This window comes from Sulfolobus sp. E5-1-F (assembly GCF_009601705.1).
In the GTDB taxonomy this organism is placed as follows: Archaea; Thermoproteota; Thermoprotei_A; order Sulfolobales; family Sulfolobaceae; genus Saccharolobus.
Map to the genome: position 1 here is coordinate 1,847,826 of NZ_CP045687.1, position 13,283 is coordinate 1,861,108.

The window sequence follows — 13,283 nt, forward strand, 5'->3', positions numbered from 1 at the left end:
TAATATAGGCTTATATTTCTGTTGGGTCAATGATTTACAATTTCAAATAAATATTGTACTTAGATATGAGTAAATACTTTTTTATACTATCACAGTTCTGATATTCTTGGGATGGATTTTCTCAGTTTACGTAGAGATTTAGAGTCCGGAATACCACTATTAATATATGACTTTGACGGAAGAGAGGAAGAAACAGACATGGTATTTTATGCAGGAGCAATAAGCTGGAAAAGTATATACACTCTGAGAAAAGAAGCAGGAGGATTAATATGCTACGCAACTTCAAACAATAAAGCTAAAACACTAGGTTTGAACTTTATTTCAGAAGAGTTAAAACAACACGAAATATACAAAAAATTAGTAAAGAAACCTTCTTATGGAGATTATCCAGCATTTTCCCTATGGGTTAATCATATTAATACAAAAACTGGAATCTCTGACTACGATAGATATATTACAATAAGTGAATTACATAAAATAATAATAAAAATTGAAACAAATCCAGAAGAGGCAAGAAGAGAATTCTACGAGAATTTCATGGCACCAGGTCATGTGCCAATACTAATTGCAAGAGACATAAGGGAGAGAAGAGGTCACACCGAGTTATCAATTGCGCTGTTACAAAAGTTAGGACTAGAAAGCAGTGCGGTAATAGCTGAAATGCTGGATGAGAAATCAAGTATGAATAAAGAAAAAGTAAAGAAGATTGCGAGAAATTTCGGATTTCACTTCATTGAGGGAAAAGATATTTTTAAAGAGGTGGTTATATGACGAGAAAATATGGAATAGCTGATACTACATTTTCTAGAGTTGATATGGGAAGTATAGCATATAAAGTGATAAGAAGTGAAGATAGTGAAGCAGAGATCATTAGGTACACTGTACCGGGTATTAAAGATTTACCAGTGGCTTCAAAGAGATTAATAGATGAAGGTTGTGATGGTGTAATAACCCTAGGCTGGGTTGGTAAAACTATGTTAGATAAGTATAGCTACTTGGCTACAAGCATAGGCTTAATAATGGTTCAAATTCTTACTTCTAAACACGTAATCGACGTAACAGTACATGAAGATGAAGCAGATGATGAAGAAAGGCTAAAGGAAATAGCAGTCGATAGGGCTACTAAACACGCTAAAAATTTAGTTAAGCTAGTAAAGGAAGGTAAAAACGCATTAACTAAATACGCAGGGAAAGGGTTGAGGCAGGGGTATAGCGATGCAGGAGAAATCGATTAAATTAGGAATAGTAGTAGCCGAGTTTAACTACGATATAACACAATTGATGTTACAAAAAGCATTATCACATGCCAAATTCTTAAATGCGGAAGTGAAAGTGGTTGTAAAAGTACCTGGAACATTCGACATGCCTCTTGCAATTAAAAAACTTCTTGAGAAAGATTTCATAGACGCCGTAGTGACTTTAGGAGCAGTAATAAAGGGAGAAACTAAACATGATGAAATAGTTGCAAGCCAAACTGCAAGGAAAATAGTTGATCTCTCTACAGAATTTAATAAGCCTGTAACACTAGGAATAATTGGTCATGGAGCGACTCATGAACAAGCTGTTGAAAGAATTGAAGAATATGCCACCAGGGCAGTAGAAGCTGCAATAAAGTTGGTTCAAAGGACGAGAAAAATAGACGAGTTGAAAGAGGTTAAGGAGATGGTGGTTATAGAGTGAAGGTATTAGCGATAAAGCTTGTAGGTTATAGGGAGTGGACTGAGAGATTAGGATATGATAGGGAATGGTTAATTCAAAAAATTCAGAATAAATTTATGATGAAAATTCATGAAATAGCATCACAATATAACACATTTCCACTTCAACTTAGGTTTGATAATTTTTTAATGATAGTCGATGGGATAACTAATACTCAACTCGTATATATGATAAACGATATGCGAGAAAACCTTCCAGTAGGAATAAAGACTTGCTTAGGTTATGGTAAAACTCCGTTAGAGGCGCAATGGAATGCATCAGCTTGCTTAAATAGTCAAGACGACGAAATTAAGGAATATGTAGACGAAAAAATAGCCGCATTGCATTTCGATATAAACTTCAATACGGAATCATTAAAATATACGTCCGTATACGATTCATTTTTGGAAATAACTAATACATATGTAGACTTATCAAGATTTCTATACAAGATAGGCGGAATACTGCAATATCTAGGCGGAGATAATTATTTAGGCTTTGTATCCACTCATAGCGTCAGTAATGTAATTGAGGAATTTAGTGATAATAATAAAATAAAGGTAGGAATAGGGATAGGACAAAATGCAAGGACAGCAATAAAATTAGCTACTACTTCTCTAGAGAAAATAAGGAACAACAGGGAAAAGACTTGGCATATGGAGATAGAATAATATTAAACGTAAGATTAGCTCTAGTAGGAGAGGAGCTGGAGATAAAAGAGAACGTTAATTTAGAGATAGAAGAAGGTATAATAACTCATATAGGGAATGGCTTCTCGACAGAAGGTATAACATTTAAAAACGGAATTTTAATTCCTGGACTGGTTAATGCTCATGTTCATTCTGCCGACTTCATATGCCAAGAAATGGGATATAAAATGCCAATAAGTGAAGTTGTTGGAGATCCATATAGCATTAAATATGAGTGTTTAGGTAAAAATACGAAAGAATTAATAATGAACTCGATAGAGAGATTCATCATGAGAGGAAGAGAACTAGGTTCAAATGTAATGATTGACTTTAGAGAGCAAGGATTAGAGGGAAGCTTAATTTCAAGTATTGTTAAAAATAAAATGGCTGTTAATGGAGTAAAATATTACTTTCTAGGAAGGCTTGAAGAAGATGAATTTAAGAACAGTTATAATTTAAATGGTTTGTATCAAATAGCTGACGGTTATGGGTTATCTAGCTCTTCTAGTACATTTAAAATTGAGTTAGTAAGAGATACATTTAAGGATAAAATTAGGGCAGTCCACATATCTGAAACTATAAAGCATTGGTTAAGAGATGATTTAGAATACGTAATGAAGAAATATGAGCCAAATCTGATAATACACGGGACGCATCTAAGTGAAGAGGAAATTAATGTTATAAGAGATCGGAAGGCATCACTAGTTTATTGTCCAAGGAGCAACCTCTGGTTCTCTGTAGGAATACCAAAAGTGATAAACGGGCTAAAAAGTGGAGTTAACATAATGATTGGAACCGACAATGGTGGAGTATTAGATCCAGATATGTGGAAAGAAATGGAAACCTTACTCCTAATTTCCAGAATTCAGGATCCGCTTTCCGACTACTCTTTAGAAATATTAAAGGCCAGTACTATTAACGCTTTCAGATTTTTAGGGATTAAAGGATGGATAGAAGAGGGAAACCCCATTGAAGCTGGTTTATTAATTCTTGAGGGAGAGAATTCTGGTATATTAAGCTCAAATAATAAATATATGGGAATTATAAAAAGAGGCAATAAAATAATTTATAACCTTGGAGCTATCCAAAAGATAATATGACCTCCACTTACTGCTTCTACATCAATTTTCATAGGAAGATTCTCACCAAAGCTCACCATTGTTGGCACTGAAAAACCTCTTATACCTGTTATAGCATCTTTAAACATTTCAGCGCTATAAGAAGATGAAGCTGAGGCGTCTATAGAGAGTTCTTTTAAAGGTTTATCTTTCATAAGGAATGCAACGTACTTTTTACCTTCCTCACCAGCTTCTATCTTTATCCTATCCTCTTCTGTTGAAATCCTCATCTCTTCTCCGACTAAAGATACATCTGCTGCTATCACATTAAGTACGCTCTCATCTGTAGTGAAATTCACGGTCAAATTAACTTTTGGTTCCGTTAATTGTTCAACTTGACCCTTTTCCGCTTTAAGATAAATGGTGCTTTTCGTACCACTTTTCTCATCTCTTATTATAATCTTTAATCCACTATCTGTCTCACTTAACTCAATCGTGGCTTTCTTAGACTTAGCTTTTGAAAGAATCCTCTTTACTGAAGAAACGTCTAGTTTAACTGAAGTGGGACTATCAATACTATATTCACTCAAAACGTCTTTGGGTATTCTCATAATTGCCATTAATACTTTATCTTCAGTTAAGTGTCTCGAAAATATTCCATCTTCCGTAAAGTTTAGAACAATAGAGTCAGTAACTTTAGTAATAGAATTAATAAACGAGAAAAAGTCCTTCGCATTAGGGTAAATAACCTTAAACATAACTTTAACCCTCTACACTCTTTTCTTTTTTCTTGGTCTTTTTAACCTTTTTACTAACCGCCCTTTTAGTCTTTCTTCTAGAATCTCTCTTCTCGTATTCCTTATAATTGTCCTCAAATAACTTCTTAGCTTCCTCTATAGAGATCTTGCCATTTAATAAACTATCCCAGATTTCAGTATTTTTCATTAGTAACTCTATATCTTGTATTGAAAGCTTTGGAAGCTCCTCCTCTAATGCCTCTTCAACCTCTTTCTCCTCACTAACCTCTTCATCATTAGTCCCTTCCTTTTCCTCTGATGACATACCAGATACCATTTATTTTAAAGAATTAAGCTTTACTAAAAGTATATCTCTACTATCTCCGCTTATAGTAACTACGTGACCCCTTTCTAAAGATCGAATTGCTTGATAAATAGCCTCGTATTTATCTCTATCACTCCCTCCCAATGCCCTACTTAAGTAGTCTAACTCTTTCGGCTCAACAACATTAAATATAAAGATATAACTTGAATTTTGGAAAATATTCTCTATATTTTCCGTTATCTGAGATATCAAAATCATCCCCACTCCAAACTTTCTAACCTCAGCGAATAACCTCTCAACAATTTCCAACCCAGTCTCTTTACTTAGTATAAAGGGAGCCTCATCTATTACTAAAAATTTCCATAAATGAGAAATTCCCCGTCTATATAGATAATTTCTAAAATCTCTAAGTATGGTCTCAATCAAAATGTATTTTAGTTCATCCGTGGCAACTTTAGAAAAATCCAGAATTATATTACTCTCAAAGATCTTTTTCATATCTAAACTATTCCCACTTAAAATTTGATTAGACAAAAATTGTATATAAGGTTCTATCGAAGATAGTCTAGAAAGATCTTGCGAATTTTCAACTAGTTTCTTTCTCTTTTCTATCATCAATAACACATCCCTAAAAGTGGGTGGTGTTAAATCCCAACTACTCTCATCGTTCTCATCAATCCCCTTCTCAGCATAGGTATCCATTATGATATTAAAAATATCTATAGTTTGCAAATTGCCAAGCTTAAAAATAGACCTTAGCATGTAAGCAACTTCCAATGCCCTTTGTCTAGGGGATGCACCATTTAAGGAAAGTGGATTTAACGAATTCTTAGAGATATCAATCCTTTCTGCATTTTCAACCTCATACTCGCCATGTAGATCAAATACTAAATAACTAATATCTGAAAACTTCTCAATAATACTTTTAGCCAAGGTAGACTTTCCAGACCCACTCGTACCCAATATTACTATGTTATAATTCTTTGATTCGTCAAAATTTAAATGAAATTTCAAATTAGAAAGTTTTCTCCAACCATACTTAGTATTAGATATCCTATTAACTAAAGAAGGAGCCAATACTCCCTCAATATGACCTAACTCTATCCCCTTCTCCTTTACAGAATAAGTGGCTAATTGCGTAAATAGAAAAGGAAATGAGAACCATGATAAGGTAATTAAAGGGAAAACTAGATCATTTGAAACAAAAAGTGTCAGGATGAATGATGCTATACTCCCAATGAGCAGAAAAGGACTGGACAAAACTTCATAGAAAACTAAAAAGGATACTACAACAAACAACCCACCATAAATAATCTTATTTTTACTAATATTCACCTTTAGACGGGAAATATTTAACAAAATCTCGTCCGGAAAATTTCTTCTAGAAATTCCCAATATAATTCCAATAATAATAGTAGCAATCGCATAATATCCTAACAGATTTAAGAATGTAGATAAAACAAGACTAGAGTTTACATTATTTGAAATAACTAGCGCATAAGCTATTGCTGTTACATAATAAAGGAATGAAACTATTATGGATGAGAACATTAAAGTAATAACTACTGAGAACATTACCATTAATATAGGAACAACCAGCAATAATATAGACAAATTATTTACTAATTGGGTTAGATTACTTCCTAATGTTAAATAATTCATTAAACGATCAATTAGGTAAGCTATGATAAGCATTAATACATTAGCCACGATATGTCTCTTCTCATACATTTATATATTACCCTTTAGTATTACATTATTGCCAAAGTAATGATAAATGTAACCAATGAATTCTTGGTAAGACTGAAGAGACTTGGTTATGAAGACTTAACACCAATCCAGAAAATAGCAATACCGAAAATACTCTCCGGAAAGAACGTTTTGATCATTGCACCAACGGGATATGGAAAAACCGAGGCTGCAATATTACCAATATTTTATACGATTTTCAAGGATAAACCAGAAAAAATCTCAACACTCTACATAACTCCCTTAAGAGCACTAAATAGGGACCTTGAGTCAAGGTTAAAAAGAATAGGAGACGCATTTGGTATCAGCGTAAGCGTTAGACACGGAGATTCTTCAACAAAAGAAAAGAAGGAAATTTTAGATAATCCACCTGACGTATTGATAGTCACACCAGAAACACTACTATACTTAGTGCTAAACGATAGTTTTAGGAAATACTTTGGAAATCTAAAATGGATAATAATAGATGAATTACAAGAAATGTTAGATGAGAAAAGAGGAATTGAACTATCCGTTCTACTCCAAAGAATCAAAAAGATAACAAAAAACAGAATTCAATTAATAGGAATTTCTGCAACCATAGGAGATATCGAGATGGCGAAAAAGTATTTAGATAGGGAAGGAGAGGTAGAAGTGGCAAGTATTAACGCTATAAAGGATATAAAAGTAGATTTAATCCTTCCTAAGATCGAAAAGAAAGACGCTGATTTAGCAGTAAAGTTAGGTTTAAGGCCAGATACAATTGCTAGGCTTGAGAAACTTAACGAGATTATAAAAAATAATAAGCCAATTATAATATTTACAAATACTAGGGAAACTAGTGAATTCATAGCCAACCAACTCACAAGCAACTACTCCTTGAAAATAAGTTCTCATCACGGTTCGTTATCAAGAGAAATTAGGATAAAAACAGAAAACGACTTTAAGAGCGGAAATATAGACGCTATAGTTGCAACTTCCAGTTTAGAGCTAGGAATTGACATTGGGAGAATTAATCTAGTAGTCCAATACATGTCACCGAGACAAGTAATTAGATTAATTCAGAGGGTAGGAAGAAGTGGACATAAAATAGGTAGAACGTCCATAGGTTACGTTATACCTTCTGAGGATATTTTCGATATTTTAGAATGCAAAGCAATAATAGAAGCATTATATTCCGGTTATTTGGAAAAACCACTATTTGAGGAAAATCCGCTTGACGTTGCAGCACACGAAATAGCAGGAATAGTTTTAGAGGGCTATAGAAATCCTAACGAAATCTTGGAAATTCTACGTAATTCATTTTATTTTAGGAATTTCACTCACGAAATGTTCCAAAGTATCATAGATCTCCTAGAGAGCGCAAAAATAGTTAAGAGAAAAGAAGATGGAAGCCTAGTACCGGGTAGAAGAATTTGGAAATATTATTACACTACTAATATGATACCAGATTCCATTAGAAGTTATATTGTAATCGATCACGCTACTAACATTAAAATAGGTACTTTAGACGAAGATTTTGTAGCCTCATTAGATGAGGAAAGTGTATTCGTTTTAGGAAGTAGACTATGGAAAGTCGTATCTATAGAAAACGATAAGATATTCGTAGAAAGAGCGGAACTAAAAAACGGAATATTGCCAAGTTGGTTTGGAGAATCAATTCCAGTTGAGAAAGAAATAGCAAGGAAAGTTTACGAATATATTTACATGATAGAAAAGGGAAAAATGGAAGCTGAGGATGATAGCATAACTAACGTAGTAAGGGAATTCAAAGATAGAGGATACCCGGAACTAAGACCAGATTTAATCTTAGTTGAAATAGTAAAGAACAACCTAATTATAATTCATTCACCATTTGGTTCGAGAGGGAATAACACACTTGGTGCTATAATTTCAGTTATGCTAGATGTGGAAAAACAGACCAAGACGTCTTACAGGGCAGATCCTTATCATATCGCTATATCTTCCGTACTACCAATAACTCGCGATGATATAGAAAAAATCGTCACTATGCTAAATTCCATGCCTATAGATAAAACAGTTGAAATCCTAAAGAGAGGAATAAGGGGAAGTCCACAATTTAAGTGGAAATTAATAGTAGAGATAAAGAGGTTTGGAATGATAGATTCAGAAAAGGAAATAACGCTCACCTCATCTATTATAAAAGCTTATGGAGATACATTAGTTGGAGAAGAAGCAACAAATGAATTATTAGTTAAAAATTACGATATCGAAATAATAAAGGAACTAAAGAATTACAACTGGAAAATAGTTGAGGTTTACGAAGCATCTCCATTAGCTGAGCAATTTCTCGATAAAATCCTTAATTACACTTCATTTGACAAAGAGGAAAAACCACTAATGATAGAGATCTTCAAAAAGAGACTAGAAAACAAGGAGTTAAAATTAATCTGTCTCTCATGTGGATGGAATTCGAGTTATTCTATAGTTAACTCACCCAGCAAATGCCCAAAATGCTCCTCAATCTTCTTAACTGCCACTAACCCTAATGATAATGATTCCATAAAGATAGTGAGAAAGGCAATAAAAGGGGAGAAGCTAACCAGTAAGGAAAAAAGGCAATTAGAAGACCTAAAGAAAATTGCCTCCTTCTTCCCAGATTACGGTAAATATACACTAATAGCATTAGCAACTAATGGTGTAGGACCAAGTAATTTAGGAAAAGTATTAAGTAAATTAAGTGAGGGGGAGAATGAATTTTACATGGCCTTAATAGATGAAGAAAAAAGGTTCATAAGAACAAGAAAATACTGGCACTAATCTTAAATTTAAGCCTCTTAAAAGTTTTTGTGAGATTAAAATGCCCGCAATCGAAGTTGGAAGAATTTGTGTAAAAATAAAAGGAAGAGAAGTTGGGAGCAAATGCGTAATTGTTGATATAATAGACGACAACTTCGTATTAGTAACTGGACCTAAAGATATTAGTGGTGTTAAAAGAAGAAGACTCAACATTCTACACTTAGAACCAACTGATAAGAAAATCGATATACAGAAAGGAGCTTCAGATGAGGAAGTAAAGAAGAAATTAGAGGAAGCTGGTTTAACAGAGTACATGAAAGAGAAGATAAAGATTAAAATACCAACATTGTGATTTAGATGATCCTAAATGATTTTATTTACAAAATAGATAATTTTTGTGGATATAAAAATGAATGGAAGATAAGAAAAGATAGTGAGACATCAGATAAATACGGATATTATCCAGAAAAAAGACCAATAGAAATATATATAAAAAACTCAATAATAAACCTTGATAAACCCCCTGGACCAACAAGTCATGAAGTAGCGTATTGGGTTAAAAAAATACTAAACGTTAGTAAAGCTGGACATGGTGGGACCCTAGAGCCCATTTCTCTGGGCGGGGTAATCCCAAGGTTACCGGCGTATTACCAATAGGAATAGAGAGCGCAACTAAAATAATGAATTACATAAGTAAAGGAGGAAAAGAGTATGTATGCGTAATGCAAGTCCATTGCGAATATGATAAAGAAGAACTGACAAAGATAATAACATCGTTCAAAGGACAGATATACCAAAGACCACCAGTCAGATCATCAGTCAAGAGGAGACTAAGAGTTAGAAGTATATATGATATAGAAATCCTCGATATGGACAAGAAATTAGTACTATTCAGAGTAAGCTGTGATTCTGGAACTTATATGAGAAAATTATGCCATGACATAGGGATAATTTACGGTTGTGGAGCACACATGAGAGAATTAAGAAGAACTAGATCTGGAATTTTCACAGAATCTACAAATTTAGTAAAACTACATGACCTTTCTGAAGCAATATACTTATACAAAAATTGCAAAGACGAAACAGAACTAAGAAAAGTACTTATGCCAATGGAATTCGCTACTTGTGAAATGCCCAAACTTATAATAGAGGACTCTGCAGTAAATGCATTAGCTTACGGTGCACAACTAGCTGTACCTGGAGTAGTAGCTTATCAGAACTTCAAAAAGAACGATACAGTTGCAGTATTAACTCTTAAAGGAGAATTAGTAGCAACCGGTACCGCATTAATGGACAGCAAAGAGTTAGAAAACGCAAAAAAGGGAATAGTAGTCAACTTAAGTAGAGTTTTTATGCAAAGAGATGTATATCCTAAAGCATGGAAAAAACATGAGTCATGAATACGTGATTTTTGAAGTAATTAATGGTGTGCCTCTAACCCTTCTCTCCTCACCGGGAATATTTTCGAAAAAGGAATTAGACTTGGGAACAAGAGTACTTTTAGAAAACATAAAAGTAGCGGAAAGTGGAATAGTCGCTGACGTTGGCTGTGGATATGGGCCCATAGGAATTTACCTAGCATTGAAAAATCCTAAACTTAAGGTCTACATGGTAGATGTTAACTATATAGCACTAAAGTTAGCTAAAAAAAATGCTAAACTTAATGGAGTCGAGAATAGAACAATAATATTAAAATCTGACATCTTCGATAATGTTCCCGCTGACGTTAAATTTAACGCTATTTACTCTAACCCACCACTTTCTAAAGGAGTGGATTTTCTACAAAAGCTTGAGGCTCAAGCGTATGATAGATTACTTGAAAAAGGATTCATACAATTAGTAGCATATAAGGGCGAAGGAAATATAGAGAAAATATTTGGTAAAAGATTTAAAGTTGAATCCATAAAGAGAAAAAAAGGGTACTCCTTAATCACAATAGTTAAAGATTAAAGCTATAAAGCAAAACTATAACTGCCGGGGTGCCCGAGTGGTCCAAGGGGCTGGCCTTGAGAGCCAGTAGGTATTAAGCCTGCGCGGGTTCAAATCCCGCCCCCGGCGTATAATATTAATCAAGCTATTTATACTAAATATAATCTAATTTTTAGTTACGAATAAGTTTCTAACAAAACTTCTAAACCTTGCTTAACCCTTTCTTCAACATCTCTACTACCCAAACCTAACATTAAACCAGCATGATACCAACTCTTACCTTGTAGAACCCTAGCAACTAGAGAAGCCTCAACTTCGATACTCAAATTAACTTTAAGTTCTAAGAAGTGCTTAGTAACTAAAAAGTGCGCAGCCTCAGCAATAACATTATAAGGTACCTTACCTCCTATATAAGCCTTAATCTTATTAGCATATAAATCTGGTACCTCTCCCTCTCTCCTTTCAGTATAAGTATTTCTCAATAACAAGGCAATAAGCTGAGGATTCAAATTATAGTAAACTTGATGAGAAGTCCTCAGCAACTTATCCTTCAACAAGCTCGAAAGCTTAACAACAAACCCCTTACTCTTTTCACTTAAAGGCTTAATTACAATAACAGAATAACCGTTAAGCTCCTCATTCTTAATGGAAGATAAGTAAATCGGAGTAAATCCATTCTTAATCCAAAACCGTAAGACAGAATAATCTGCAACAAAGGAGGATCCAATCCAGTCCACTCCCTTTGCCATCTTAGTAACCTCTTCAATAACCCTACTTCCTATACCCTTACCTTGATTTTCCGGAGAAACGGCAATCCTCATAATCCTCCAACCTTTCAACTTACCGAAATCAAACGCCCTCATGTACTTTATAAGCCTGTGAGGAATTAAATGCCCCTCATTCTTTAAACCATTCGAAATATCCTCTATTTGCCTTTCAGTAAGGTCTCCTTCATAAACAATCTGACAAACGGCAACTGGTTTCTCTGATGAATACCCAACTACAACCTTTTGAAATGCCATATCGCCTAAAAGCATCAAATCATCCGGAGAATTCCTATAATGAGCAGTAACCAATATTCCATAAACACTCTTAAGCAAATCACAATCTTGAAATAACTCCTCTTGAGATACCTCAGTTATTTTCAGTTCTCCATTATATTCAACCTCAGGTGGTTCAGCATCAAGTAGAAAACCATCAAACATAAACTTCTCTACAGGATCACCCTTAGCATATCTAATAGGATAATCCATCTTTATATGCTTTAAAAGTACCTTGTTTTTTAACTTATCAACGTATTTTAAAAACGCCTTACCAGAACCCTCATAGCCGTGAACAGTTGTAACTAAGATCACCTTATCCCATCCTTGTAAAATATAATCCAAAAACTCCATACCGATAGCTGCTGCCTCATCTACAACTATTAGATCACCCTCTTCGTTTCTAGCCAGGTCTGGAGAAACCCACTTTACTCTGGAATCGCCAGCAGTTATCTTCATTATCTTACCATCCTTTGAGGTAGAAAGTTTATACTTAACATTTAGAGCCTGTAATCCTTTAATTACGAAGTTAAGTATTTCCTGTGAAGAGTAATATGTTGGAGAAGTTACTAGAATATTAGTGAACCTTTCCTCACTCATTAGATAAGATAAAAACAAACCGATAGACGCACTCTTTCCCCTACCCCTAGCAGCTGTTACTACTAGAACCTTTTTCCCTGGGTTAATGAGGAATAGAGACTCCTCAAGAACCTTGTTCTGATCAGAAGACAAGCAAAGCTCATGAAGCTCAATTGGAACTTTAGGATTTTTAGGTATCTTCTTATAAGGTCTATGAGTTTCATTCGAAGAATATGGAGTAAAATTACACTTATCCTCTTTAAAGAGAATTATTCCCCTATACTTCTTTGCTAGCTCAATAAATCTATTTTCAAATAGATCTTTAACAATACCATCCCTAGTTAAAGACTCCTTATACAACTTACCCTTTAAAATGTCGTCACTATAAACTATTGCTAAACCTCCTCCCCTAGTCATATCTACGAATCTGGCTATATAGTTAGGTCTAAAATCACCCATTGCATCCAATATTACCAAATCCGCACTCTGCCCAAGATATTTCTCTGAATTTGAGTAATCTACGTCAAGAAAGTTTTCAAATCTCCTCTTAAATTCCCTCATTCTATCCTTTGAATTATCAAGCCATGGATGAAAGGCATATATGACCCTTGGCTTCTTATTAACTCTTAAATATTCATCAACCAGCAAATTAACCTTCTCTAGTGAATCATGAGATTGAATTATTGCCAAATGTCTATAATATCCATTTACTGCATCTACGAAATAGTTCTGAAACATTT

Annotated in this window: 14 protein-coding genes and 1 tRNA gene; 11 read left to right on the plus strand and 4 right to left on the minus strand. The window is 34.2% G+C overall.

Annotation, left to right across the window (positions count from 1 at the left end; translation table 11 throughout):
• Window positions 1-111 precede the first annotated feature (111 nt).
• The 5 genes from GFS03_RS09550 to GFS03_RS09570 are packed head-to-tail and all read left to right on the plus strand — an operon-like array spanning window position 112 to window position 3,487.
• A complete protein-coding gene (locus GFS03_RS09550) occupies window positions 112-771 on the plus strand; it encodes a 3,4-dihydroxy-2-butanone-4-phosphate synthase (RefSeq protein WP_153423807.1) in 660 nt (219 codons plus the stop codon).
• The gene (ribC, locus tag GFS03_RS09555; protein WP_153423808.1) at window positions 768-1,235 is read left to right on the plus strand and encodes a riboflavin synthase; all 468 of its coding nucleotides are present in this window, start codon (window positions 768-770) and stop codon (window positions 1,233-1,235) included. Before GFS03_RS09550 ends, ribC begins: the two co-directional genes overlap by 4 nt.
• Entirely contained in the window at window positions 1,216-1,680 is a 465-nt protein-coding gene (ribH, locus tag GFS03_RS09560) for a 6,7-dimethyl-8-ribityllumazine synthase (protein ID WP_153423809.1), read from the plus strand. The genes ribC and ribH overlap by 20 nt, the downstream gene beginning before the upstream one ends.
• Complete coding sequence (locus GFS03_RS09565) at window positions 1,677-2,369, plus strand: GTP cyclohydrolase IIa (protein WP_153423811.1); 693 nt, start codon at window positions 1,677-1,679, stop codon at window positions 2,367-2,369. Before ribH ends, GFS03_RS09565 begins: the two co-directional genes overlap by 4 nt.
• On the plus strand, window positions 2,348-3,487 hold the full coding sequence (locus GFS03_RS09570; RefSeq protein ID WP_153423813.1) for an amidohydrolase family protein: 1,140 nt from the start codon (window positions 2,348-2,350) through the stop codon (window positions 3,485-3,487). The genes GFS03_RS09565 and GFS03_RS09570 overlap by 22 nt, the downstream gene beginning before the upstream one ends.
• Here GFS03_RS09570 and GFS03_RS09575 read toward each other — a convergent pair.
• The 3 genes from GFS03_RS09575 to GFS03_RS09585 are packed head-to-tail and all read right to left on the minus strand — an operon-like array spanning window position 3,454 to window position 6,238.
• Window positions 3,454-4,203 (minus strand): DNA polymerase sliding clamp, encoded by a 750-nt coding sequence (locus tag GFS03_RS09575; RefSeq protein WP_153423815.1) that lies wholly within the window; start codon window positions 4,201-4,203, stop codon window positions 3,454-3,456. The genes GFS03_RS09570 and GFS03_RS09575 overlap by 34 nt on opposite strands.
• A 4-nt stretch (window positions 4,204-4,207) precedes the next feature.
• Window positions 4,208-4,519 (minus strand): RNA polymerase subunit Rpo13, encoded by a 312-nt coding sequence (locus GFS03_RS09580; RefSeq protein ID WP_153423816.1) that lies wholly within the window; start codon window positions 4,517-4,519, stop codon window positions 4,208-4,210.
• Window positions 4,520-6,238: an ATP-binding protein gene (locus GFS03_RS09585; RefSeq protein WP_153423818.1), complete on the minus strand. Its 1,719-nt coding sequence runs from the start codon at window positions 6,236-6,238 to the stop codon at window positions 4,520-4,522.
• Between the two features lie 39 nt (window positions 6,239-6,277).
• Here GFS03_RS09585 and GFS03_RS09590 point away from each other — a divergent pair, with 39 nt between their 5' ends.
• The 6 genes from GFS03_RS09590 to GFS03_RS09615 all read left to right on the plus strand — a co-directional run bounded on the left by GFS03_RS09590 (window position 6,278) and on the right by GFS03_RS09615 (window position 11,053).
• A complete protein-coding gene (locus tag GFS03_RS09590; RefSeq protein WP_153423819.1) occupies window positions 6,278-9,016 on the plus strand; it encodes a DEAD/DEAH box helicase in 2,739 nt (912 codons plus the stop codon).
• A gap of 40 nt (window positions 9,017-9,056) precedes the next feature.
• A complete protein-coding gene (locus GFS03_RS09595; RefSeq protein ID WP_153423821.1) occupies window positions 9,057-9,347 on the plus strand; it encodes a 50S ribosomal protein L14e in 291 nt (96 codons plus the stop codon).
• A 5-nt stretch (window positions 9,348-9,352) separates the two neighbouring features.
• The gene (locus GFS03_RS09600; RefSeq protein ID WP_153423823.1) at window positions 9,353-9,652 is read left to right on the plus strand and encodes a tRNA pseudouridine synthase A; all 300 of its coding nucleotides are present in this window, start codon (window positions 9,353-9,355) and stop codon (window positions 9,650-9,652) included.
• A complete protein-coding gene (locus GFS03_RS09605) occupies window positions 9,649-10,395 on the plus strand; it encodes an RNA-guided pseudouridylation complex pseudouridine synthase subunit Cbf5 (protein ID WP_238699233.1) in 747 nt (248 codons plus the stop codon). Before GFS03_RS09600 ends, GFS03_RS09605 begins: the two co-directional genes overlap by 4 nt.
• On the plus strand, window positions 10,385-10,945 hold the full coding sequence (locus tag GFS03_RS09610) for a class I SAM-dependent methyltransferase (RefSeq protein ID WP_153423826.1): 561 nt from the start codon (window positions 10,385-10,387) through the stop codon (window positions 10,943-10,945). Before GFS03_RS09605 ends, GFS03_RS09610 begins: the two co-directional genes overlap by 11 nt.
• A 23-nt stretch (window positions 10,946-10,968) precedes the next feature.
• Window positions 10,969-11,053 (plus strand) — tRNA-Ser (locus GFS03_RS09615).
• A gap of 47 nt (window positions 11,054-11,100) precedes the next feature.
• Here the strand turns inward: GFS03_RS09615 and GFS03_RS09620 are convergent.
• Window positions 11,101-13,281, minus strand: a complete 2,181-nt coding sequence (locus GFS03_RS09620) for a tRNA(Met) cytidine acetyltransferase TmcA (RefSeq protein WP_153423828.1) — start codon at window positions 13,279-13,281, stop codon at window positions 11,101-11,103.
• Window positions 13,282-13,283: the final 2 nt, after the last annotated feature.